The 24344-nt window shown below is 71.4% G+C and carries 17 protein-coding genes and 1 pseudogene; 14 read left to right on the top strand and 4 right to left on the bottom strand.

The genetic code is table 11. The annotated features are described in order from the left end of the window. Positions 1 to 6 precede the first annotated feature (6 nt). From AS594_RS22730 to AS594_RS22690, 9 genes and pseudogenes are all read left to right on the top strand, one after another. On the top strand, positions 7 to 966 hold the full coding sequence (locus AS594_RS22730; RefSeq protein WP_079144456.1) for a carbohydrate ABC transporter permease: 960 nt from the start codon (positions 7 to 9) through the stop codon (positions 964 to 966). Beyond that, complete coding sequence (locus AS594_RS22725; protein ID WP_069928750.1) at positions 963 to 1793, top strand: carbohydrate ABC transporter permease; 831 nt, start codon at positions 963 to 965, stop codon at positions 1791 to 1793. The genes AS594_RS22730 and AS594_RS22725 overlap by 4 nt, the downstream gene beginning before the upstream one ends. Next, complete coding sequence (locus tag AS594_RS22720; protein ID WP_069928749.1) at positions 1793 to 2917, top strand: ABC transporter ATP-binding protein; 1125 nt, start codon at positions 1793 to 1795, stop codon at positions 2915 to 2917. Before AS594_RS22725 ends, AS594_RS22720 begins: the two co-directional genes overlap by 1 nt. Then, positions 2914 to 3759 carry a DeoR/GlpR family DNA-binding transcription regulator gene (locus tag AS594_RS22715; RefSeq protein WP_069928748.1) on the top strand — a complete coding sequence of 282 codons (846 nt, stop codon included), beginning with the start codon at positions 2914 to 2916 and terminating at the stop codon, positions 3757 to 3759. Before AS594_RS22720 ends, AS594_RS22715 begins: the two co-directional genes overlap by 4 nt. Then, complete coding sequence (locus AS594_RS22710) at positions 3752 to 4831, top strand: ABC transporter ATP-binding protein (protein ID WP_069932292.1); 1080 nt, start codon at positions 3752 to 3754, stop codon at positions 4829 to 4831. The genes AS594_RS22715 and AS594_RS22710 overlap by 8 nt, the downstream gene beginning before the upstream one ends. Continuing rightward, a complete protein-coding gene (locus tag AS594_RS22705) occupies positions 4828 to 5841 on the top strand; it encodes a 2-hydroxyacid dehydrogenase (protein ID WP_069935323.1) in 1014 nt (337 codons plus the stop codon). The genes AS594_RS22710 and AS594_RS22705 overlap by 4 nt, the downstream gene beginning before the upstream one ends. An 88-nt stretch (positions 5842 to 5929) precedes the next feature. Continuing rightward, positions 5930 to 7383 (top strand): annotated as a pseudogene (locus tag AS594_RS22700) (FGGY family carbohydrate kinase). Between the two features lie 346 nt (positions 7384 to 7729). Then, a complete protein-coding gene (locus AS594_RS22695; protein WP_069928744.1) occupies positions 7730 to 8818 on the top strand; it encodes a glycerophosphodiester phosphodiesterase family protein in 1089 nt (362 codons plus the stop codon). Positions 8819 to 8890: 72 nt separating this feature from the next. Next, positions 8891 to 9532 (top strand): superoxide dismutase, encoded by a 642-nt coding sequence (locus tag AS594_RS22690; RefSeq protein ID WP_069928743.1) that lies wholly within the window; start codon positions 8891 to 8893, stop codon positions 9530 to 9532. A 144-nt stretch (positions 9533 to 9676) separates the two neighbouring features. On the opposite strand, the gene AS594_RS22685 is transcribed toward AS594_RS22690, so the two are convergent. Then, positions 9677 to 10324, bottom strand: coding sequence for a mycothiol-dependent nitroreductase Rv2466c family protein (locus tag AS594_RS22685; protein WP_069928742.1), 648 nt, complete (start codon positions 10322 to 10324; stop codon positions 9677 to 9679). Positions 10325 to 10455: 131 nt separating this feature from the next. Between AS594_RS22685 and pepN the strand changes: the two genes are divergently transcribed. Further along, positions 10456 to 13059, top strand: a complete 2604-nt coding sequence (gene pepN, locus AS594_RS22680) for an aminopeptidase N (RefSeq protein WP_069935322.1) — start codon at positions 10456 to 10458, stop codon at positions 13057 to 13059. Between the two features lie 159 nt (positions 13060 to 13218). Next, entirely contained in the window at positions 13219 to 14298 is a 1080-nt protein-coding gene (locus AS594_RS22675) for a hypothetical protein (RefSeq protein ID WP_069928740.1), read from the top strand. 13 nt (positions 14299 to 14311) lie between these two features. On the opposite strand, the gene AS594_RS22670 is transcribed toward AS594_RS22675, so the two are convergent. Together AS594_RS22670 and AS594_RS22665 are read right to left on the bottom strand one after the other, a co-directional pair. Next, positions 14312 to 16039, bottom strand: coding sequence for a TIGR03767 family metallophosphoesterase (locus tag AS594_RS22670; RefSeq protein WP_069928739.1), 1728 nt, complete (start codon positions 16037 to 16039; stop codon positions 14312 to 14314). Between the two features lie 308 nt (positions 16040 to 16347). Then, the gene (locus AS594_RS22665; RefSeq protein ID WP_069928738.1) at positions 16348 to 16806 is read right to left on the bottom strand and encodes an NUDIX hydrolase; all 459 of its coding nucleotides are present in this window, start codon (positions 16804 to 16806) and stop codon (positions 16348 to 16350) included. Positions 16807 to 17046: 240 nt separating this feature from the next. Between AS594_RS22665 and AS594_RS22660 the strand changes: the two genes are divergently transcribed. The 3 genes from AS594_RS22660 (at position 17047) to AS594_RS22650 (ending at position 23745) form a co-directional block, all read left to right on the top strand. After that, positions 17047 to 20331, top strand: coding sequence for a S8 family serine peptidase (locus tag AS594_RS22660; RefSeq protein ID WP_069935321.1), 3285 nt, complete (start codon positions 17047 to 17049; stop codon positions 20329 to 20331). A 159-nt stretch (positions 20332 to 20490) separates the two neighbouring features. Beyond that, positions 20491 to 22575 carry a TerD family protein gene (locus AS594_RS22655; protein ID WP_070343934.1) on the top strand — a complete coding sequence of 695 codons (2085 nt, stop codon included), beginning with the start codon at positions 20491 to 20493 and terminating at the stop codon, positions 22573 to 22575. Between the two features lie 141 nt (positions 22576 to 22716). Further along, positions 22717 to 23745 carry an aspartate-semialdehyde dehydrogenase gene (locus AS594_RS22650; protein ID WP_069930709.1) on the top strand — a complete coding sequence of 343 codons (1029 nt, stop codon included), beginning with the start codon at positions 22717 to 22719 and terminating at the stop codon, positions 23743 to 23745. 87 nt (positions 23746 to 23832) lie between these two features. Here the strand turns inward: AS594_RS22650 and AS594_RS22645 are convergent, their stop codons facing one another. Further along, a complete protein-coding gene (locus tag AS594_RS22645; RefSeq protein WP_069928735.1) occupies positions 23833 to 24336 on the bottom strand; it encodes a DUF1203 domain-containing protein in 504 nt (167 codons plus the stop codon). Positions 24337 to 24344 lie beyond the last annotated feature (8 nt).

Below are 24344 nucleotides of genomic sequence, written 5' to 3'. Positions count from 1 at the left end.
GGCCCGATGTCCTCGCCCCTCACCGAGACCGACCACGGGGCGGCCTCGCACGGGGGAAGCGGGCCGTCGGCGCGTGTCGTTCCGCGCCGACGGCGCGCGCTGCGGCCGTACCTGCTGATCGTTCCGGCTCTGCTGCTGACCGGCGGGATCCTCTACCCCTTCGGGCTCGGGCTGTACTACACGCTCTTCGACTTCGCGGCGAGCAAGCCGAGGCCGGACATGGTCGGGCTGGACAACTACCGGCGGATCTTCGGCGAGTCGTCGTTCTGGGACTCGGCCTGGGTGACGGTGCTGTACGCCGTGGGGGCGGCGGCCGTCGAGACGGTGCTCGGAGTCGCGGTGGCGCTGCTGCTGCACCGGTCGACGCGGGTCGGGCGCGTACTGGAGAAGATCCTCATCCTGCCGCTGATGATCGCCCCCGTGATCGCCGCGATCATGTGGAAGCTGATGCTCCAGCCGAGTGTCGGCGTCGTCAACTACCTGCTGAAACCTTTCGGTATGGGCGGGGTGCAGTGGACGGACACCCCCGCCGGCGCGCTGCTCTCGTCGATCGCGGTGGACGTGTGGGTCTACACGCCGTTCGTGGCGATCCTGGCGCTGGCCGGGCTGCGGTCGCTGCCGGTGTCTCCGTTCGAGGCGGCGGCGGTGGACGGGGCCGGGTGGTGGTTCACCTTCCGGAAGCTGACGCTGCCGATGCTGTGGCCGTACGTACTGGTGGCGGTGATCTTCCGGTTCATGGACTCGCTGAAGGTCTTCGACATCATCTACGCGCTGACGGAGGGCGGCCCCGGTGACTCGACCGTGGTGCTCCAGATCCGGGCGTACCTGGAGGCGATCCGCTTCCAGCGGTACTCGTACGGCATCAGCTACATGATCGTGCTGTGGGCGGTGGTCTACCTGGTGACGATGGTGCTGGTGCGCTATCTCGGGAAGATCCAGAACCGGGCGGCGGAGGTGCCCAAGTGAAGCGCCGGCTCATCGCGATCGCCGCCGACGGGGCGCTGATCCTGTACTTCGTCTTCGCGCTCTTCCCCGTCGCCTGGATGATCATCCTGTCGCTGAAGCCGGCGAACGAACTGTTCAGTACGTACTTCTCGTTCGCCCCCACGCTCGACTCGTACCGGACGGTCCTCGGGGCGGGCCACGACGAGGGGGTGCCGTTCCTGCGGTTCTTCGTCAACAGTCTGGTCGTGTCGCTGGGGGCGGTGGGGCTGTCGCTGGCGATTGGGCTGCCCGCCGCCTACGCGGCCGCGCGGTGGCGGTTCCGGGGCTCGGAGAACCTCATGTTCACGCTGCTGTCCTTCCGGTTCGCGCCCGAACTGACCGTGATCATCCCATTGTTCGTGCTTTACCAGAAGCTCGGGCTCTTCGACACGTACGTCGGCATGATCTGGGTGCTCCAGCTCGTCACGCTGCCGCTGATCGTCTGGATCATGCGCTCGTACTTCTCCGACCTCTCCCCCGAGGTGGAGCAGGCCGCGCTGCTCGACGGCTACACGCGCAAACAGGCGTTCTTCAAGGTCGCGCTGCCGCTGGTCAGGCCGGGCATCGCGGCGGTGTCACTGCTCGCCTTCATCTTCGCCTGGAACAACTTCGTCTTCCCGCTCATCCTCACGTCGTCCGAGGCCCAGACGGTGACGGTCGGCGCGCTGTCCTTCCTCGGCGGCGACCGCCCCAAGTACAACCTGACGGCCGCCGCCGCTCTGGTGTCGGTGGTCCCGCCGCTGCTGCTCGCGCTCACCATCCAGCGCTACCTGGTGCGCGGGCTCTCCTTCGGGGCGGTGAAGTCCTGATGAGCACCGCCGCGATCTCGCTGCGCGGGATTCACAAGACGTACGGCAAGAACATCGCGCTCGACGGTCTCGATCTCGACGTCGGGGAAGGGGAGTTCTTCTGCCTGCTCGGGCCGTCCGGCGCGGGCAAGACCACGACGCTCAAGACCGTCGCCGGGCTGGAGGAGCCCCAGTCGGGGACGGTCTCGCTCGACGGCACCGACATGACGGGAGTCGAGCCGTACGACCGGGGCGTGGCGATGTGCTTCGAGTCGTACGCCCTCTACCCGCACCGCAGCGCGTACGACAACCTCGCCTCGCCCCTGCGCTCCCCCCGGTACAAGCTGCCGGCCGCCGAGGCGCGGGAGCGTATCGGTGAGATCGCCGAGCTGCTCGGCATCGGCGCGCTGCTGGAGCGCCCGGTCGGCGCGCTGTCCAACGGGCAGCGGCAGCGCGTCGCGCTCGGCCGCGTCCTGGTGCGCCCCGCCCGCGCGTTCCTCCTCGACGAGCCGCTGTCCCACCTCGACGCCAAGCTGCGCCAGGCGATGCGCGCCGAGCTGAAGGCGATCGGGGCGGTCCGGCGCACCACCACCCTGTACGTCACGCACGATTCGGTGGAGGCGCTGGCGCTGGGCGACCGTATCGGGGTGATCCGGGAAGGCAGGATCGTCCAGACCGGTACGCGCGAGGAGATCTGGCACCAGCCGTACGACACCTTCGTCGCCCGCTCCTTCGGCAGGCCCCGCATCAATCTGCTGCCGGGGACGGTCACCGCTCACGGGACCTTCCTGTCCGCGGACCGCTTCTTCGAGATCCCGTCGGCCCCGGCGGCGGTACGGTCCGTCGCGCCCGGCACTCCCGTGCAGATCGGGGTCAGGCCGCGCGACCTGTCGCTGGGCTCCGCCGGCCCCGGCCCCGGCGGCATCGAGCTCATGGGCACGGTCTACATCACCGAGGTCCTGGGCCGCGCCACCGAGGTCACCGTGCGGCTCGGCGCGCAGCACCTGTCGCTGGTCGTGCCGCGCGCCGACGCCGCCGGGCTGCGGCCGGACGCCCCGGTGCGGCTGACCGTACGGCCGGAGAGCCTGCTGCTGTTCGAGGCGGACGGCGCGGACGGCGAGCCCGGGAGGAGGATCACCGGATGAGCGGCGACCCGCGGGCGCGCGGCCCCGCACCCCGCCAGGCGGCCATCGCCGAGCGGGTGCTGGCGGCGGGGTCGGCGACCGCCGCCGAGCTGGCCGAGCGCTTCGACGTCAGCCTGATGACCATCCACCGCGACCTGGACGAGCTCGAACGGCAGGGGCTGGTACGGAAGTTCCGGGGCGGGGTGACCGCCCAGCCGTCCGGCGTCTTCGAGTCGAACGTCGCGTACCGGCTCAAGACGATGCGCGCCCAGAAGGCCGCCGTCGCCGAACACGCTCTGCGGCTCATCGAGCCGGGCATGGCGGTGATGCTCGACGACTCGACCTCCACGCTGGAGATAGCACGCCGGCTCGTCGCCCCGGGCGGCTCCCCGGCCGTCACCCCGCTGACCGTCGTCACCAATTTCCTCGAAGCGCTGACGCTGCTGTCGGGGGAACGCGGCATCCACCTGATGGCGCTCGGCGGCGACTACGACCCGCTGCACTCGTCGTTCCTGGGCGTCTCCTGCACGGAGGCGATCCAGCTCCTCCAGGTCGACATCTGCTTCACGTCCACCTCCGCCGTCTCCGGCGGCTTCGCCTACCACCAGGAGCAGCACATCGTCTCCGTCAAGCGGGCCATGCTCGACTCGGCCGCGCGGAACGTGCTGCTGCTCGACCATTCCAAGCTGGGCCGCGTCGCCCTGCACCGGCTCGCCCCGCTGTCCCGCTTCGATCTCGTACTGGTCGACGACGGGGCGGCGCCGGAGCTGCTGCGCGACCTCGACGAGCACAAGGTGCCGTACGAGGTGTGTCCGGCGCTCACCGCCGCGCGTGGGGCGACAGGAGGCCCGGACCATGACTGAGCTGGTACTGCGCGAGCTGCGCAAGACCTACACCTCGCGGGGCCGCCCCCAGGTGGAGGCCGTGCGCGGGATCGACCTGGAGCTGCGCCCTGGTGAACTGCTCGGGCTGCTCGGGCCCTCCGGCTGCGGCAAGTCCACCACACTGCGGATGATCGCCGGGCTGGAGTCGGTGACCGGCGGGGACATCCTCGTCGGCGGCGCGTCGGTGGTGAAGGTCCCCGCCCGGCAGCGCAACATCGGGGTCGCCTTCGAGAACTACGCGCTGTATCCGCCACTCACCGTCGCCGGCAACCTCGGCTTCGGGCTCGCCGCGCGCGGCAGGCCACGGGGCGAAGTGGCGTCCCGGGTACGGGACATCGCCGAGCGGATCGGTCTGTCGGAGCTGCTCGACGCGCGGCCGGGCGGGCTCTCCAGCGGGCAGAAGCAGCGGGTGGCGCTGGCGCGGGCCCTGATCCGCGAGCCGGACGTACTGCTGCTCGACGAGCCGCTGTCGCACCTGGACGCGGCGCAGCGTGACACGACGCGCCGTGAACTGAAGCGCATCCAGCAGGACCTGGGGCACACCACCATCCTCGTCACGCACGACCAGGAGGAGGCCCTGTCGCTCGCCGACCGCATCGCGGTGATGAAGGACGGCGTCATCCAGCAGCTCGGCACCCCGTACGAGATCTACGACAGCCCGGCGAATCTCTTCGTGGCCGACTTCGTCGGGGAGCCCGCGATCAATCTGCTGCCGGGGGTGGCCACGGCCGACGGGTGCGTACGGCTCTCGGACACGGTGCGTCCGGCCGTTCCCGTGCGGCTCGCGGCGGGGCGGGAGGTGGTGCTGGGCATCAGGCCCGAGGATCTGCGCCTGGTGGCGGACGGGGCCGGAGTACGGGCGCGGGTGAGCGCGCACGAACCGCTCCTGGAGTCGGGCATCGCCACGCTCGTCCTCGACGGGGTGGCCGAGCCCCTCGTCGTACAGACCGGTCCCGAGGTGCGCCTCGACCGGGACGACACCGTGCGGGTGGCCGCGGACCCGCGGCTCACGCACGTCTTCGACGCCGAGACAGGAGAGGCCCTGCGATGAGAATCCTGGCAGCCGGTGACCACTTCGTCCTCAACTCGCTCATCCGCGAGGCTCTGGAGGCCGCCGTCACCGCGTCCCCCTTCGAGCTGACCGAACTCACGCTGCCCTGGCCGCTCGAACCCTTCACGAAAGTGGCGGAGGTCGACGAGGCGAGTGACCGCCAGGACGCCCTGATCGAGGCACTGCGGGGCGTCGAGGTGTGCGTGACGCAGATGGCGCCGTTCACCGAGCGGGTGCTGGACGCCTCCCCCGAGCTGCGGCTGATCGTCGTCTGCCGCGGCGGTCCGGTCAATGTCAACGTGGAGGCGGCGCGGGCGCGAGGGGTGAAGGTGTGCTTCGCGCCGGGCCGCAACGCGGCCGCCACCGCCGAGTTCACGGTCGGGATGATGCTGGCCGCGATGCGCCGCATTCCCGAGGCGCACGACTCGCTGGGGCGGCGCGGGGTCTGGGACGGCTCGTACTTCACGTACGAGCGGTGCGGGTCCGAGCTGGAGGACACGCGGGTCGGGCTGATCGGCTACGGGGCTGTCGGCAGCCGGGTGGCGCGGGTGCTGTGCGCGTTCGGCGCGGAGGTGGAGGTGTACGACCCGTACGTGCGCGGTGATGTGCACGGCGTACGGGTGGCCTCGCTCGACACGCTGCTGTCCCGGTCGCGGGTCGTCACCCTGCACGCGCGCCTCACCGACGAGACCCGCGGCCTGCTCGGGGCCCGCGAGCTGGGCCTGCTGCCGCAGGGGTCCGTGCTGGTCAACGTGGCACGGGGGCCGCTCGTCGACACGGAGGCGCTGTGCGACGCGCTGGAGAGCGGGCGGCTGGCGGCGGCCGCGCTGGACACGTACGAGCAGGAACCGCTGCCGGCCGGGACGCGGCTGCGCGGTGCGCCCGGGGTGGTGATGACCCCGCATCTGGGCGGGGCGAGCCGCCAGGTGGCGGAAAAGGCGGCGCGGATCGCTGCGGCGGAGGTGGCGCGGTACGCCGGGGGACCAGCATTGGCGCACTGCCTGACGTGAGGGCGGTGCGTGAGCGGGGTGGTCCTGGTGGGGTCCGCGTCTGGCCCGGCCTTCGTGTGACCTGACCTTGAGGAGGTCGTCCGGGATGTTGTACGTCGGTATCGATGTGGGCACGTCGATGGTGAAGGCGGCGGCCTTCGACGCGGCGGGACGGGAGATCGCGGTCGAGTCCCGATCCGTCGCGCTCGACATCCGTGACGGCTTCGTCGAGCAGGACATGGACGAGGTGTACGCGGCGGTGGTCGAGGTCCTCACGACACTGACGGCCGGCCTGCCGGGCCCCGTCGCCCTGGCCGGGCTCACCGGCCAGGGCGACGGGGTGTGGCTGGTGGACGGGCGGGGGCGCCCGGTGCGGCCGGCCGTGTCCTGGATGGACGGCCGGGCGCACGAGATCCTCGACGCGTGGATGGCGTCGGACGTCTTCACCTCCGTTTTCCGGCGGACGGGCAGCGCGATGTTCCCGGGGTGTCCGGGTCCGGTGCTGGCATGGCTCGACCGGCACGAGCCGAAGGCGCTCGATACGGCCGCCACCGCCCTGTACTGCAAGGACATGGTGTTCCAGCGCCTGACGGGGGTCCGGGCGACGGACGTCTCGGACGCGTCCATGCCGTTCCTCGATCCTCGGACCCGGACGTACGACGACGAGACCCTGGAGTTGCTGGGCCTCGGCCACCGGCGCGGTCTGCTCGCCCCGGTCGCCGACCCCGTCGCGGTCGGCGAGACGCGCGGCCCCGGTCTGCCGCCGGGGACGCGGATCGCGGACGGCCCGTACGACCTGCCCGCGTGCGCGCTCGGCGCGGGGTGACGCGGCCGGGGGACGGGCTGCTGATCATCGGTACGTGCCTGGCGTCGCTGGTCGCTACGGACGTGCTCGACCTGGAGGGCGGTGAGCCCGCCGGGCTCCACATCTCGACCGACCGGCAGGGGCAGTGGCTGCGGGCCATGCCGGCGATGGTGGGCACGGCGGCGCTGGACTGGGTGCTGAAGACGACCGGCGTACGGCACACGGAGGTCGACGCGCTGCTGGAGGCGACGCCGCCGGGGGCGAACGGGGTGCGCGTCCTGCCCTACTTCGCGCCTTCGGGGGAACGGGCGCCGTTCGTCGAGCCGCGGCTGCGGGCGGAACTGACGGGCGTTTCGCTGGAGACGACGGCGGGGGACCTCGTACGGGCGACGTGTGAGGGCATCGCCTTCGCCGCCCGGCACTGTCTGGAGGCTGCGGGCCTCACCGGCACGCTGGCGGTGTGCGGGGGAGGAACGCGTTCCCCCGCGTGGCTGCGGCTGTTCGCCGACGTGCTCGGCCGTCCGATCCGCGTGGTCGAGGGCGAGGTGGGGGCGCGGGGCGCGGTGCTGGCGGCTGCGGCGCGGTACGGGGTGGAGCTGGACGTGACGGAGTGGACCCGCCCCACGGCCGTGGCGGAACCGGACGCGGGGCGGGTGGAGCTGTACGGGGTGGAGTACGCGGCGCACTTGGCACGCCTGGCCGAGTCCCGCGTACGGGCGCGGGCACGGGCGGCGGGTCGCGCCGACGGCGCGCGTTGAACTCCCGTGCCCGGGGCTCCCGCTGGGTACTTGGCGGCTCGGCGGGCCGGCTTCGGGGGCGGTGCCGCGCCGGGGCGTCTCCTCGGGCGCCGAACCTTCGGGCAGCGCTGCAGCACGTACGGGCCCGCCGCGTTCGACACCCTGCGGGGAGCACCCCGCCACGCCCCCTCCCGGCACCGTGGCCGGGTCGCGGGGTCGGGCTGTCCGCTCCGGCGTACCGAGTGACGCCGGCGTGGCCTGCGACCGGCCACTGCGTGAAATGAGGGCTTAGCGCCGCCCGGGACAGCAGAGGGGCGGCCTATCGTGCACTCGCGCCGCCCCGAATCCACCTAGCAGGGAGACTCGTATGCCCGCATCACAGCCGAGACGCCGCTCCTTACTCCTCGCCGTCGGGGCCACCACCGCCGCCGTCGCCGCGACCTCCCCCACGGTCGCCGCCGAGCCACGGCGGCCCAGGGGCCCCGTGGTCATCGGGCATCGCGGCGCGGCCGGCTGGCGCCCCGAGCACACCGCCGCCTCGTACATACACGCCGTCCAGTCCGGTGCCGACTGGATCGAGCCCGATCTCGTACCGACCAAGGACCATGTCCTCGTCGTACGGCACGAGAACGAGATCTCCGGGACGACGGACGTCGCGCGACACCCCGAGTTCGCGTCGCGTCGTACGACGAAGACCGTGGACGGGCGGTCCGTCACCGGCTGGTTCACGGAGGACTTCACGCTCACCGAGCTGAAGACGCTGCGCGCCGTCGAGCGCCTGCCGCTCGTCCGGAACAGGAACACCGTCTTCGACGGCCGCCTGGAGGTCATGACCTTCCAGGAGGTCGTGGATCTGGCGAGGAAGCTGTCGAAGCGGTACGGGCGCACCATCGCCGTGTTCCCGGAGACGAAGCACCCCGGCTACTTCCGTTCGATCGGCCTGCCCCTCGAACCGGCGCTCGTCGAAGTCGTCCGCCGCAACCGGCTCGGCGCCCACGAGTGCGTCGTGCAGTCCTTCGAGCCGTCGAGCCTGCTGCGGATGGCCGACGCGCGGCTGCGGCTGCCGCTGTGGCAGGCGCTGGGGACGGCGGGCGGGCCCTACGGGCACCCGGAGACGTACAAGGACATGATGACGCCGGACGGTCTGCGCCGGATCGCGGAGTACGCCGACTGGATCGGGCCCGACAAGTCGTCGGTGGTGGCGCCGTCGCCGCTGCTCGCGGACGCGCACGCGGCGGGGCTGAAGGTGGGGGCGTACACGTTCCGCTGCGAGAACCAGTTCCTGCCCGCGCAGTTCCGCCGGGGCACCGCGCCCAACGACTTCGGTGACGCCTTCGCGGAGTACGCCCTGCACTACGGGCTCGGCGTCGACGCGGTCGTGACCGACTTCCCGGACCTCGCGGTCCTCGCGCGCGACGCGGCCCGGTCCCGAGACCGGGGGACGACCGGGGACTGATCCACTTCGAGCCCTCCTGCTGCTAATCTGCACTTGCACATCGGTCGCAATAAGCAGTCGGAGGGCTCGGACATGGCCATTTACACACTTCCTGAACTTCCGTACGACTACGCGGCGCTCGAACCCGTCATCAACCCGCAGATCATCGAGCTGCACCACGACAAGCACCACGCGGCCTATGTGAAGGGCGCCAACGACACGTTCGAACAGCTCGAAGAGGCGCGCGACAAGGAGTCGTGGGGAGCGATCAACGGGCTGGAGAAGAACCTCGCGTTCCATCTCTCCGGCCACATCCTGCACTCCATCTACTGGCACAACATGACCGGCGACGGCGGCGGCGAGCCGCTGGAGAAGGACGGCGTCGGTGAGCTGGCCGACGCGATCGCCGAGTCCTTCGGCTCCTTCGACAAGTTCAAGACCCAGCTGACCAAGGCATCCGCAACGACCCAGGGTTCGGGCTGGGGCGTGCTCGCGTACGAGCCGGTCAGCGGCCGCCTGATCGTCGAGCAGATCTACGACCACCAGGGCAATGTCGGCCAGGGGTCGGTGCCGATCCTGGTCTTCGACGCCTGGGAGCACGCCTTCTACCTTCAGTACAAGAACCAGAAGGTGGACTTCATCGAGGCGATGTGGAAGGTCGTCAACTGGCAGGACGTGGCGAAGCGTTACGCGGCGGCCAGGAAGAGCTCGTACAACCTGCTGTCGGCTCCGTAAGGGCCGGGAACGCGCCGCACAAGGACCTCCTGCTCGTGATCGTCTTCTCAACCTTCACGTGCGGGCGGATGAAAACGGCCGGCCCCCACGAGGACGTGACTCGTGGGGGCCGGCTGCGTCCCGGGCGGCACCTCGCCCGGGACGTCAGTCGAAGACAGGGCCCTGCGTGCGCGTGCGCTTGATCTCGTAGAAGCCGGGGATCGACGCCACCATCAGCGTGCCGTCCCACAGGCGCGCCGCCTCTTCGCCCTTCGGCGCCGGGGTGACCACCGGGCCGAAGAAGGCGATCTCGTCGCCGTTCGGGCCGGGGACGGAGATCACCGGCGTGCCCACCTCCTGGCCGACCTTGTCGATGCCCACCTTGTGCGACGCGCGCACCTCCGCGTCGTACGTGTCCTTGTCGGCGTACGCGATCAGGTCCGCCGGAAGGTCCACGTCCGCCAGCGCGCCCGCTATCGCCTCCAGGGTCGCGCCCTCGTCCTTGTTGTGGAAGCGCGTGCCGAGCGCCGTGTAGAGCGGGCCGACGACGTCGTCGCCGTGCAGCTCACGGGCCGCCGTCACCACACGCACCGGGCGCCAGCCCTTGGGGCCGAGCAGCTCGCGGTACTGCTCCGGCAGCTCGTCGAGCTTGTCCTCGTTCAGTACGGCCAGGCTCATGACATGCCAGCGAACCTCGACATCGCGGACCTTCTGGACCTCCAGCATCCAGCGGGACGTCATCCAGGCCCACGGACACAGCGGGTCGAACCAGAAGTCCGCCGTGGTCTTGCCGTTCTGCGAGCTCTCCGACATGTCTCTCCTCAATAGCGCGGTCGCAACCTGACCGTGCCAACACCACCGGCCACCGGAGGCATTCCCCCGCTCGGGGCGCCGGCGCCGCGTGCGAGGATCGGGAGGTTCAGACGAGACACGAAGGAGTGCCCGTGCCCGGTGAGAATCTGTCCCGCGACGAGGCCCGCGAGCGGGCCGAACTGCTGTCCGTCGACGGGTACGAAGTTGCCCTCGACCTGCGATCGGCGGTCGGCGAGACCGGGGACGGCGGGGAGAGTGCCGCGGACGGGCCACGGACGTTCCGCTCGGTCACCACCATTCGCTTCCGGTGCGCGCGGCCCGGCGCCGCCACCTTCGCCGATCTGCTGGCCCCGTCCGTGACGGCCGTCACCCTCAACGGCGAGCCGCTGGACCCCGCCGCCGTCTTCGACGGCAAGCGCGTCGCCCTGTCCGGGCTGCGCGAGGAGAACGTGCTGGTCGTGGACGCACAGTGCGCGTACAGCCGTACCGGCGAGGGCATGCACCGCTTCGTCGACCCGGAGGACGGCGAGGTCTACCTCTACACGCAGTACGAGCCCGCCGACGCCCGCCGCGTTTTCGCCAACTTCGAACAGCCGGACCTGAAGGCGCCGTTCCGGTTCGAGGTGACCGCCCCCGACGGGTGGACCGTCTGGAGCAACGGCGCCGGCGAGGTGGCGGACGACGGTGTCTGGCGGTTCGCGGAGACCAAGCCGATCTCGACGTACATCACCGCCTTCGTCGCCGGGCCGTACCACTACGAGAGCGATCTCTACCGGCGGACGTTCGACGACGGCACCGAACTGGAGATCCCGCTCGGCGCGATGTGCCGCAAGGGACTGGCCCGGCACTTCGACGCGGACGACATCTTCACCGTCACGAAGCAGGGGCTCGACTTCTTCCACGACACCTTCGATTTCCCGTACCCCTTCGGGAAGTACGACCAGGCTTTCGTGCCGGAGTACAACATCGGCGCCATGGAGAACCCCGGCTGTGTGACGTTCCGCGAGGAGTACGTCTTCCGCGGGAAGGTGACCCGGGCGTCGTACGAGCGGCGGGCGAACGTCATCCTCCACGAGATGGCGCACATGTGGTTCGGCGATCTCGTCACCATGCAGTGGTGGGACGACCTGTGGCTCAAGGAGTCCTTCGCCGACTTCATGGGGTCGTACTCGATGGTGGAGGCCACCCGCTTCACCAACGGGTGGATCACCTTCGCCAACAACCGGAAGGCCTGGGCGTACCGCGCCGACCAGCTTCCCTCGACGCATCCGATCACGGCCGACATCCACGACCTGGAGGACGCGAAGCTCAACTTCGACGGGATCACGTACGCCAAGGGCGCGTCCGTGCTGAAGCAGCTCGTCGCGTACGTCGGGAAGGACGCCTTCATGGAGGGCGCCCGGCGGTACTTCAAGCGCCACGCGTACGGCAACACCCGGCTCCAGGACCTGCTAGCCGTACTGGAGGAGACCTCGGGACGGGATCTCGCGTCCTGGTCGGGGGCGTGGCTCCAGACGGCCGGGGTCAACTCGCTGACGCCGCAGGTCGTGTACGACGCTGCCGGACGGATCACCGAGCTGGCGGTGTTCCAGGAGAGCGCCGAGTCGCACCCCGAGCTGCGACCGCACCGGGTGGCCGTCGGGCTGTACCGGCGCGAGGAGGGCACGGGTGCGCTCGTGCGCTACGCGCGGGCCGAGGTGGACGTCGCCGGGCCGCGCACGGTCGTGGCGGAGCTCGCGGGCAGCGAGAAGCCGGATCTGGTGCTCGTCAACGACGACGACCTGACGTACTGCAAGATCCGTTTCGACGCCGAGTCGCTGGCCACGCTGCGCGCCCACCTCGGCGAGGTGACCGACCCGCTGGCGCGCGCGCTGTGCTGGTCCGCGCTGTGGAACCTGACGCGCGACGCGCTGATGCCGGCGCGGGACTTCGTGGATCTGGTGCTGCGGTTCGCGGGGCGCGAGACGGACATCGGCGTGCTCCAGATGCTGCACGCGTGGACACGGTCCGCGCTGACGCACTACGCGGCGCCCGAGTGGCGCGAGCAGGGCGGGCAGTCGCTCGCGGAGGGCGCCCTGCGGGAGCTGCGGATCGCGGAGCCGGGCAGTGAGCACCAGCTGACGTGGGCGCGGTTCTTCGCGGCGACGGCCTGCCGGGCCTCCGACTTCCAGCTCCTCCAGGGGCTGCTGGAGGACACGGCCAAGATCGACGGGCTGGAGGTGGACCAGGAGCTGCGCTGGGCGTTCCTCGGACCGCTCGCGTCGCACGGCGTCGCCGACGAGAAGGTGATCAACGCGGAGCTTGCGCGGGACGACACCGCTTCCGGCAAGCGGCACCAGGTGCGGTGCCTCGCGTCGCGTCCCTCCGAGGCGGTCAAGGCGCAGGCGTGGGCGGCGGTCGTGGAGTCCGACTCGCTGTCGAACGCGCTGGTCGTGGCCACGATCGACGGCTTCGTGCAGCCGGGGCAGCGGGAGCTGATCGCCCCGTACGCGCAGAAGTACTTCGCGGCGATCGAGCGGGTGTGGTCCGAGCGGTCCATCCAGATCGGGATGGACGTGGTGTCGGGGCTGTTCCCCGGGCTCCAGGACCACCAGGGCACGCTGGACACGACGGACGCGTGGCTCGCCGGCCACCCGGACGCACCGCCGGCGCTGCGGCGGCTCGTCCTGGAGGCGCGGGACGACCTGGCGCGTGCGCTGCGCGGGCAGGCGTGCGACCGGGGGGCGGCGGTGTGAGCGGCCGGCCGGGCTCGCGGCGGCGCGTTGAGCGCCGCTCGTGCGGCGGGTGGGGTTTCGGCAATCGAACGGCCGTACTTTAGTGCGGGGTTGTCCCGGAATGTCGACGGCTGTGTAACAGCGGTTAGGGGGTGGGGGGCCAGTGGGAAACCCCGGGACATGAACCACAACACCCCGGTCTCCCCCCGCCCCCTCAGCCACCTCACCGACGCCCGGCGCCGCGTGCTCTGCGCCGCGCAGCTGCGGGCCCACGGCGTGTCCGCCGCCAAGGCGGCCGCGCAGTGCCGGCCCGGCGGGCCCTGGCAGCAGATCCTGCCCGGCGTCTACGTCCTGCACGCGGGGCCGCCCACGAGCGAGGAGCGACTGCACGCCGCCCTGCTGTACGCGGGGCGGCCCACCGGGTCCGCCCTCGGCACGGTGGTTCCGGCGCAGGTCCGGACGGAGGGCGAGGCCGGCTCGTACGGAGAGGTCATGATCACCGGGCTGGCCGCGCTCGCCCTGCACCGCTTCTCCGCCGCTCCCTCCCCGCTCTCCCTGGAGCGGATCGACGTACTGGTGCCGCGCACCCGGCGGCTGCGCTCCACCGGCTGCGCGCGGCTGATCCGGGTTCACGCCATGCCGGCGGCCCAGAAGGCGGGTGGCCTGCCCGTCGCCCCGGTCGCCCGCGCCCTCGCCGACGCCGTCGCGCACCTGACCGACGCCGACGCCGTACGCCGCCTGCTCACCGAGGCGGTGCGCGGCGGGCACTGCGAACCAGCCGCCGTCGTCAAGGAGCTCACCCTCGCGCGGCTGCTCTCCCGGCCGCACGTCATCGACGCCGTCAACTCGCTGCTCGCCGAAGGGCGGGCCATCGCCGAGGACCGGCTGTACGCGCTGGTGCGGAACAACGGGCTGCCCGACCCCCTGTGGAACGTCGACCTGCGGCTGCCCGGCGGCCCCCACCTCGGGGGTGTCGACATCTACTGGCCCGACCAGGCCGTGGCCGTGGAGCTGGACACACGTGCGCCCCGCCCGAACGAGGACGCCCCGGGGTCTCCCGAGCGAAGCCGAGAGCTCGGCGAATGGTCGGAGTACGCCCGCAAGCGGGAGCACCTGGAGCGGCTCGGCATCACCGTCGTACACATCACGCCGAAGAAGCTGCGGGAAACCCCGGAGCAGCAGGCGACCGTCGTACGGACCGCCCTGATGGCGGCGGGCGACCGGGAGCCGCCCGCCTATGTGGTGGTGCTGCCGCGCTGACGGTCCGGCCGTCTCAGCGCTTCTTCAGCAGCAGTTCCGTGTTCCGGGCCTCCGGCGGGCCCGCCAGGTTCTGCCGGGCTCCCGGGGCGTTGAGGGACAGCTCGCGGTAGAGCGCCGCCAGGCCCGTCTGGGAGAGGTCGTCGTAGTCCGTGCGGTGGGGGGTGGCCGACTCGATCAGCGTGGTGAACAGGGAGAGCGTGCCGTCGTGGTTGTCGGTCAGTTCGACGATGCGGGCGAGCTGGGGGAACTCGACGTGCGAGGCGGTGGAGATCTCCCAGAAGCCGCCGTGCGCGAGGATCTCGTTGCGGTGGCTGTGTCCGTTGATCCAGGCGACGACATTACGGTTCCGCTTGAGGAGGGCGACCAGCTTCTCGCCGCCGCCGTCGTCGAAGGTCCAGCTGTTGTGGTGGCTGAAGACGATGACGTGGTCGTCCCGGTGGGCGAGCAGCGTGCGCTTCAGCCAGTCGAGCTGGGCTCTGCCGATCGAGCCCGCGAAGTGGCCGCCCTTGTCGGTCGTGTCGAGACTGATGCCGAGCACGCCGTCGGAGATGCGGAAGGAGTAGTGGAGGTTCCCCGTGTCCGCGTTCTCGCGGGTGTAGCCGTGGCCGGCCGGACCCGCTCCGGCGTAGGCCGGGTCGAGGTGGGCCTCGACGTACTCGCGCGGGGTGAAGGGGGCGCGGGAGGCGTCCGGGGTGACGCGGCGCATGCGGCGGGTCTCGCGGCGCAGGAGGTCGGTGAAATAGCCGCCGCGCGGGTCGGTCCCCTTCCTGAGTACGGCTTCGAGCGCCCGCGCCTCCCCGACCGGGAGCGACAGCAGTTTCCGGCCGCCGACGGCGAACTCGGCGAGGTAGCCGGAGCCGTTGCCGTTGGCGAAGCAGCCGCTGGGCAGGTCGTCGTGGTTGCCGACGGTAGAGTACCAGGGCAGGCGCAGGCCGGGGCTCGTCACGGGGCGGCGGGCGGCGGCGAGGTAGCCCTCCAGGCGCGGGAAACCGCGCTGCTTGTCGGCGTCGCGCAGGGCGGCGTCCGGGTGCCAGTACAGGGGCAGACCGGAGTCCTGGACGCCTTCGTAGCGGGCGGGGTCACCGGTGTCCGGGGTGATGCGGCCGCCGCTCATGGTCCGCAGGAACCAGTCGAGTTCGGCCTTGCAGTTGTTGTCCGTGTTGTCGCCGGTCGTCATCACGAAGCCGAGGTCCGCTCCGGTGACCGGGCCGCCGCGCAGCGCGTTGACGCGCTCGACGAGCGAGATCGCGCCGTGCACGGTGAGGGCCTCCTGCGGACGCCAGGCGCCGGCCGCCTGCGCGCGCAGGTATTCCGTACGTACGGGGTGCTGGACGTCGGTGAGGTGGAGGTCGGTGAGCTGTACGAACGAGGCGAGGGCGGTACGCCGCTCCGCGCGCCCGGAGCGGGCGGCGGCGAGCTGCGTCCGTATGACGCGCTTCCAGCCGGGGCCCGGGCCGAGCCGGCGGTAGCCGGAGGCGGAGCCGCGCGGTGTGGCGACGGTACGCAGGGTCGTGGGGAACCACCCCGGGACGGGGACACGGGGCGGTGCGGCCGGTGACGCCCCCGGGGCGGCGGGGGCGGCCGGTGCGGCGCCGGGCGGGCCGGCAGCGGCGACGGTGCGGGCGTGGGTGTCCGGGCGCAGCGCGAGCCCGATGCCGGCGGACACGCCGACCGCTCCGGTCGCGGCGAGGAAGGAACGGCGATCGAGGGCGGCTTCGGCTGCGGAGCGTAGGCGTGACATGGCGCGGTCTCCCCGGGGTGCGGTGTCGCATCGGCCGGGCAGGGGGCGGACCCGGCGGGCGGGACCCCTTGCCTCCTCTGGATCGTTGACACCGGGAATGGCCTGAGCGTTAACGGCTCCGCAACGCGCAACGCCGATCACCGAACAGGGATCACCCGGGGGTGGGGAGTGCCGGGTGCGGTTCGGGTGCGGCTGTGGGACGCGGGTTCGGGTGCGCGAGTGCGGGTGGGGGCGGGTGTGCGGCGGGGTATGGCTGCCCGCCGGGCAGGAAGCTCAACCCGCGCCCTCCCCGCACCCGCGCCCCGCCCTCACACCCCCCGCAGCGCCACCCGCCCCGCCGCCGGCTTCGTGCGCCACAGTTCCATGCCCGTGTCGACGAGCTCCACGTGGTCGAGGCCGGGGACGTCCTCCAGGGGGTGCCAGGCCGCGAGGTCCGTGGAGCCGGTGGTCTCGTGGCGGAGTTCGCCGCCGGTGATCTCGCCCTCGTACACCACGCGCAGGCCCTGGAAGTCGGCGAACGTACCGAGCCTGCGCGGGTAGCGGCGGGTGATGGAGTCCACGCCGAGCAGCCGGACCGGTTCGACGGCGTAACCCGTCTCCTCCTCCACCTCTCGGATCACCGTGTCGTAGGGGTCCTCGCCGTGGTCCATCCCGCCGCCCGGCAGCGTCCACCGCTTCGCGCCGTCGGGCGCCACCCAGCGGGCCAGGAGCACCCGCCCGTTCCGCACGCACACGGCGTAGGCCGCCACCCTGAGCTCTCGGTTCATTGGGTGAGGTTATGGGAGTACGCCGCGAGGCCGCCCGGAATCTGGCGATTCGGCCCCGGTGGCGCATACCGCGCGGTGGCGGATGTGTGCCACGACCGCATTCCGTTCCCGGCAACTCTCCCCAAACAACCATCACTTAGGCAAGGCTGAGCGGTCATCCGGCACCGTATTCCGGACGACAGTCCGGAGGCTCGCGAACGGCAGCCCGGACCGACTCCTTCTTCACATACAGGGAAGCCCATGACCCTCGAATCATCCGGCTCCATACCCGGGGCCAGACCCGCGGCCCGCATAGCGCTCGCCGCCGGTCTGGTCGCCGCGCTGTGTGCGGCCGCACCGCTGCCCGCCGTGGCGGCCGGTTCCGACGACCCCGCGCCCGCGCCCAAATCGGCGGCGGCGAAGCTGGGTTCCGCCGACGCGCAGCTGCTCGCCGAGGCCGAGGCGGAGGGCGCGAAGAGCATCACGCTGATGGTCGCCACCGCCCCCGGCGCCACCGAGCAGGTCGCGCGGCAGCTCGACTCCGTACAGGGCGGCCTGGTCGGCCGTACGGACGACAAGCTCGGTTACGTACGGGCCACTCTGCCCACCGGTGAGGCGGGCGAGGCCATCAAGGCCGCCGCCAAGCTCTCCTCCGTCCACGGCATCGACCTCAAGCACGAGATCGCGCTGGACGACCCGACGCCGGCCGCCGACCGCGCCAAGGGCGCGGAGACCGCCGCCGCCGGCACGTACGCCGGCCCCGGGAAGCGGACGCCCGCGAAGAACCCGTACAACCCGTCCTTCGAGACGGGCGCGGTCGAGTTCGTGGAGGACCACCCGAAGGCCGACGGCCGCGGGGTCACCATCGGCATCCTCGACTCGGGTGTCGACCTCGGCCACCCGGCGCTCCAGAAGACCACTACCGGCGAGCGCAAGATCGTCGACTGGGTGACGGCCACCGACCCGGTCGCGGACGCCGACGGCACCTGGCGCCGGATGAAGGACACGGTCGACGGCCCCACGTTCGCGACCGCGGGCCGCACGTGGTCGGCCCCCGCCGGCAGCTACAAGTTCAACCTGTTCCGCGAGGACGCCACCAAGGGTGGCGACATGGCGGGCGACCTGAACCGCGACGGTGACACCACCGACGTCTGGGGCGTGCTGTACGACGCCGCCGCCGGCACGGTCCGCGTCGACCTCGACGACGACGCCGACTTCGGCGACGAAGAGGCGATGAAGCCGTACAAGGACGGGCACCAGGTCCGGTACTTCGGCAAGGACGACCCGGCGACCGACGTCGTCGAGCAGATCCCGTTCGTCGCCGAGATCCGCAAGGACGTCGTCTACAACGCGGCCGGCGCCAAGGCCGACTACGTCAACATCGGCATCATCGAGGGCTCGCACGGCACGCACGTCGCCGGTATCGCCGCCGCCAACAGCCTCTTCGGCGGCCGGATGAACGGCGCCGCCCCCGGCGCCAAGCTGGTCTCCTCGCGCGCCTGCACCTGGAGCGGCGGCTGCACCAACGTCGCTCTCACCGAGGGCATGATCGACCTCGTCACCAAGCGCGGTGTCGACATCGTCAACATGTCGATCGGCGGCCTGCCCGCGCTGAACGACGGCAACAACGCGCGCGCCGAGCTCTACACGCGCCTCATCGACACCTACGGCGTGCAGCTGGTCATCTCGGCCGGCAACAGCGGCCCGGGAACGAACACCATCGGTGACCCGTCCCTGGCCGACAAGGTCGTCTCGGTCGGCGCGTCCATCTCCAAGGAGACTTGGGCCGCCAACTACGGCTCCGTCGTGGAGAAGCGGTACGCGATGATGCCGTTCTCCTCGCGCGGCCCGCGTGAGGACGGCGGCTTCGCGCCGACCATCTCCGCGCCCGGCTCCGCCATCAACACCACCCAGACGTGGTCGCCCGGCGGCCCGGTGAAGGAGGCCGGCTACCAGCTCCCGGCCGGTTACTCGATGCTCCAGGGCACTTCGATGGCCTCGCCGCAGGCGGCGGGCGCGAGCGCGCTGCTGCTGTCGGCCGCGAAGCAGAAGAAGATCGACCTGGCGCCGGCCGAGCTGCGCACCGCGCTGACCAGCACCGCCAACCGCATCAGCGGTACGCAGGCGCACGAGCAGGGCTCCGGCCTGATCGACATCGTGGACGCCTGGCAGTCGATCAAGGACGGCGCGACCGCGCACACCTACGGGGTCAAGGCCCCGGTCGACACGGCGATCGACTACGCGCTCAAGACGCCGGGCTTCGGCACCGGCCTCTACGACCGCGAGGGCGGCCTAAAAGCCGGGCAGAAGAAGACGTACGACGTGGTCATCACGCGTACGAGCGGCCCGGACCGCGCGATCGAGCACGAGCTGGACTGGAAGTACAACGACGGTACGTTCCGGCTGCTGGGCGACGGCGACGTCGACCTGCCGCTGAACCAGCCGGTCACCGTCAAGGTGCAGGCCAAGCCCGGCTCCGCCGGTGTCCACAGCGCCGCCCTCGAGGTGGACGACGAGGACACCGAGGGCGTCGACAAGCAGATCCTGGCGACCGTGGTCGTGTCCAAGGACCTGGTGAAGCCGTCGTACACGGTCTCGGACTCCGGCTCGGTGCAGCGCAACAGCAGCAAGTCGTACTTCATCAACGTCCCCGAGGGCGCGAAGTCCCTGGAGGTCGCGCTCGGTGGTCTGGGCAAGGACAGCCAGACCCGCTTCATCGGGATCCACCCGTACGGCGTGCCGGTCGACTCCACCTCGTCGATCGTCTGCTATCCGAACTACCCCAACCCGGCCAACACCTGCCGCCCGGACGTGCGTTCGTACCCGAACCCGCAGGCCGGTGTGTGGGAGGTCGAGGTCGAGTCGCGTCGTACGTCGCCGCTGCTCGACAACCCGTACAAGCTGGACGTGACGGTGCTCGGCGCCGCCTTCGAGCCGGCCGTCCAGACCATCCCCGAGGCGAAGGTCGGCACGCCGGCCCCGGTCGAGTGGAAGGTCACCAACGGCTTCGCCGCGCTGGACGGCAAGCTCAAGGCCGGTTCGCTCGGCTCGTCGAAGGACGCCCGTCCCTCGATCAAGAAGGGCGAGACGCAGACCACCACGGTCACCGTCGGTGAGGGCGTCGAGCGTCTCGACGTCGCCATCGGCGGAGTCTCGGACACCGCCGCCGACCTGGACCTGTCGGTCAAGAAGGACGGTGTCGAGGTCGGCTCGGCCGCGGACGGCGACTCGGAGGAGGCGGTCAGCCTCGTGAAGCCCGCCGCCGGCACCTACACCATCGAGGTCGTGGGTTACGCGGTCGGCGACGCCGGCACCGAGTACAACTACCGCGACGTGTACTTCGCGCCGTCGCTCGGCCAGGTCAAGATCGACGACGCTCAGGTCGTCAAGCTGGCCAACGGCGCCTCGGCGCAGGTCAAGGCCGAGGTCGTGGTGGCCGGCGCGGCTCCCGAGGGGCGCAAGTTCTTCGGTGAGGTGCAGCTGGTCAACGCGCGCGGCACGGTCGCGGGCTCCGGCAGCGCGCAGATCGAAAAGGTCACGCCGTAACAACTCCCCTCAGGGGGAGATGAGTTGCTGAGGAGGGGCGGGCGCCCGCACAGGCGCCCGCCCCTTCGCCCTTTCCCTCGGGCATCCGCCCCGCAATAACCCGCAATACATCGAACTGCGCATCGACTTCACATCATCTTCACTGTCACCATGGTCCCCATGACGCACCTCACCAAGGGGGCCAACACCCTTGTGCCCAGCGACCTTCTCCGCGTGGCCGTGTGCCGCCAGAACGTCGCCGGAGCCCCGGCCGTGGACGCATCGGCCCTCCTGCTGGACGCGAACGGCAAGGTACGGGGGGACGCCGACCTGGTGTTCTACAACCAGCCGCAGCATCCGTCCGGCACCGTGCGGCACCTGGGCACCAACGAGGGCAACGGGCAGCTCGCCGAATGGCTGGAGATCGACCTGCCGCGCGTCGAGCCCGCCGTGCAACGGGTGCTGATAGCCGGTTCCTGCGACGGCGGTGTCTTCGGCTCCGTACCCGGCCTGTACGTCCAGGTCCTGACCGGCGCCGGAGCGCCGGTCACCCTGTACGCGGTGGACGACGCGACGACCGAGACCGCCTTCGTCGTCGGCGAGTTCTACCGGCGCGACGGCGGCTGGAAGTTCCGCGCGGTCGGGCAGGGTTACGCGTCGGGGCTGGCCGGGCTCGCGACCGACTTCGGCATCGCGGTGGACGGGGCCGAGACGCCCCAGCCCCACATCCAGCCCCAGCCCCAGCCCCACACCCAGGCCGCCGTTCCGGCACCGGCAGCGGCACCCGCGTCCGCGCCCGTCGTCCAGGACGCGGTGCCCGCGGCGCCCGTGCGGGATCGCGTGCCCCACTCCTTCGGCCCCCAGTTCTCCCCCTTCGTACGCCGGGGCCACGGCAACGACGTCGTCACCGTCGACGGCCCCGTCCCGCCCGGCCCGGTGATCGTCGAGGCGTGGCACGAGGGGGACGGCTACTTCTGCGTCGAGACGCTCGACCACCGCAACAAGGACGACGAGCTGCTCTTCAACACCACCCTCACCACCTTCCGCGGCCGGGCGCTCGTCCAGAACCGGGCCGACCGCCCGCTCCGGCTGAAGATCGACGCGGACAACGACTGGACCCTGATGGTTCAGCCGCTGTCGGTCGCACGCGACATGACCGAGGGAATCCGCGGTTTCGGCCCCGATGTCCTCGTCTACAACGGCCCGGTGGCCGACCTCGACGTGGAGTTCGCGGGCGACGAGGACGAGGGCGGCTACTTCGGCGTGTGCGGGAGCGGGAGCGCCGACCGGTTCAAGGACCGCAGCGACCTCCTCGTCAACGAGACAGGCCCGCTGCGGCAGACCGTACCCCTCACGACCGGCCCCATGGTGATCACCGTCGAGGCGGACGGCCCCTGGTCGCTCACCCCACGCCCGCTGCCCGTCTTCGACGCGGCCGTAGCCCGGGCCACCGGCGTCCACCAGGGCCGCGGCGGGACGACGCTCACCCTCGTGAACCCGAACCCGGGCCGGCCGGCCGTTCTGGAGTACGCGATCCGCAGCGACGGCGCGCTGTTCGGTCACACCGTCACGATGCTCGACGAGTACGACGACGAGGACCGCTTCCTGAGCGGCACCGACAACGGTGAGCAGGGCCGCACCCTCCTCTTCCGCAAGGGCGAGCCAGAGGTGCGGCTGCGCGTCGACAACGCCGTCGACTGGTCCCTGCGGCTGCTGCCCGCCGACCAGGCCCCGGCGCTCACCGGTCCGGTGCAGGGCGTCGGCAGCGCGGTCTTCCGCTACGACGGGCCGCCCGCACTGCTGGGCCTGCGCCGCACCACCTCCGACGACGACCCGCTCTCGACCCGTACCGTCCAGGCCCACGGCAAGACGGTGATCTCCGCCGACACCCGGGGCAGGCGCCGCCCGGTCGTCGGTCCACTGTGGGTGACGCAGGCGGGCCACTGCTACGTCCTGGTCACCGCTTCCGGGGAGACCGGCTGGCAGCTCGACCCGATGACGGCCACGACCGCCCCGGCCCTCGACAGGGCCGCCGGGGGCCAGGTCTCCGGGCAGGGATACGCCGTCGTACACCACACCGGACCCGAAACCGGGATGATGATCACCCACGAGCCCAAGGGCGCCCTGGACCTGCCCGTCGTCTGGGCGCTCGACGAGCGGCTGGAGCCGGTACGGCGGATCGCCACCGCTCCCGGTCTGCACACCCTGCCGGGCGGATTCCTCCAGATCAGGACCGGTGGAGCGTGGAGCCTGGAGATCCGGTGACGGCCGTGTGACGGGCGTGACAACGCTCACCCCGTCCAGGGGCCGGACAATGGATTGGACAAGGCTGCCCAGGACATACGCATTATGGACAGCACCAGGTCAAGCGCGCAGCAGCACGTTCGTACGTACGAAGGAGTCCTCGTGAGGGTCGGAATCGTCGGAGCCACCGGTCAGGTCGGCACAGTCATGCGCAGGATTCTGGCCGAGCGCGCATTCCCGGCCGACGAGCTTCGTCTCTTCGCCTCCGCCCGTTCCGCGGGCTCCACCATCGAGTGGCAGGGCAAGGAGATCACCGTCGAGGACGCGTCCACGGCCGACTACTCCGGTCTGGACATCGTGCTCTTCTCCGCCGGCGGCGCCACCTCCAAGGCGCTGGCCGAGAAGGTCGCCTCGCAGGGCGCCGTCGTGATCGACAACTCCTCCGCCTGGCGCCGCGACCCCGAGGTGCCGCTGGTCGTCTCCGAGGTCAACCCGCACGCGGTGGCCAACCGCCCCAAGGGCATCATCGCCAACCCGAACTGCACCACGATGGCCGCGATGCCGGTCCTCAAGCCGCTGCACGCCGAGGCCGGGCTGACCGCGCTGGTCGCCACCACCTACCAGGCCGTGTCCGGCTCGGGCCTGGCCGGTGTCGCAGAGCTCGACGGCCAGGTCAAGAAGGTCGTGGACCAGGCCGCCGAGCTGACCCACAGCGGTGACGCCGTGGACTTCCCGGAGCCCGGCGTCTACAAGCGCCCCATCGCGTTCAACGTGCTGCCGCTGGCCGGCTCCATCGTCGACGACGGGTCCTTCGAGACCGACGAGGAGCAGAAGCTCCGCAACGAGTCCCGCAAGATCCTGGAGATCCCGGAGCTCAAGGTCTCCGGCACCTGCGTGCGCGTCCCCGTCTTCTCCGGCCACTCGCTCCAGGTCAACGTGCGCTTCGAGCGTCCGCTGAGCGTGGAGCGCGCGACCGAGCTGCTCGCCGGGGCCCCCGGTGTCGCCCTGTCCGAGATCCCGACGCCCCTCCAGGCCGCCGGCCAGGACGTGTCGTACGTCGGCCGCATCCGGCGTGACGAGACCGCCGAGAACGGCCTGGCGCTGTTCCTCTCCGGCGACAACCTCCGCAAGGGCGCGGCGCTGAACGCCGTGCAGATCGCGGAGCTGGTGGCGGCCGAGCTCAAGGGCTGACCTCTTCGCACGTACGTCACGCCCGGTGGGGCGGGGTTCTCCGGAGCCCCGCCCCACCGGGCGTCCGCGTACGGTCCGCCGCCGGGTTCACGCCCGGCGCACCTCGAACTGGAAGCAGCCGTACTCCACGGCCCTGACGTGCACGAGCGCCACGTCCGGATCGGCGAAGGCGTCGGCGAAGGCGGCGTCGAAGCCCGCTGTCGGGTCGTCCGGGAGTTCCAGCAGCCGGCCGCCGGCGATCCTCCCGTCGGCGCTGTAGCGGCGGACCGCGCGCAGGGCGCCGGAGCGGGCGAACGGGTACCCGCCTGCTGCCGCCGGGCCTCCGCACTCCTCGGCGTGGACGAAGACGGGACCCTGTTCGTCGTACGCCCCGGGCACGGCCGACGTCTCGGCCGCCCAGCGGCGCAGCGGCGCGTACGAGACGAGCGCGATCCGCTCCCCCGCCCCGCTCGGGCGCAGGCAGCACCGCAGCGGCGCGCCGCCCTCCTGGTCGGTGTACGGGACGCAGGCGCGCCCGGCGTCGTCGATGTCCCGGAGCTGCTTGAGCGCGGCGGGCCCGATGGGGCGCGCGGTGTACGTCGTGGCCGTCATCCGACCAG

Origin of the sequence: Streptomyces agglomeratus, assembly GCF_001746415.1 — a bacterium.
In the GTDB taxonomy this organism is placed as follows: Bacteria; Actinomycetota; Actinomycetes; order Streptomycetales; family Streptomycetaceae; genus Streptomyces; species Streptomyces agglomeratus.
Note: the sequence above shows the minus strand (reverse complement) of the source record. Positions and strands in the feature narration are given on the sequence as shown.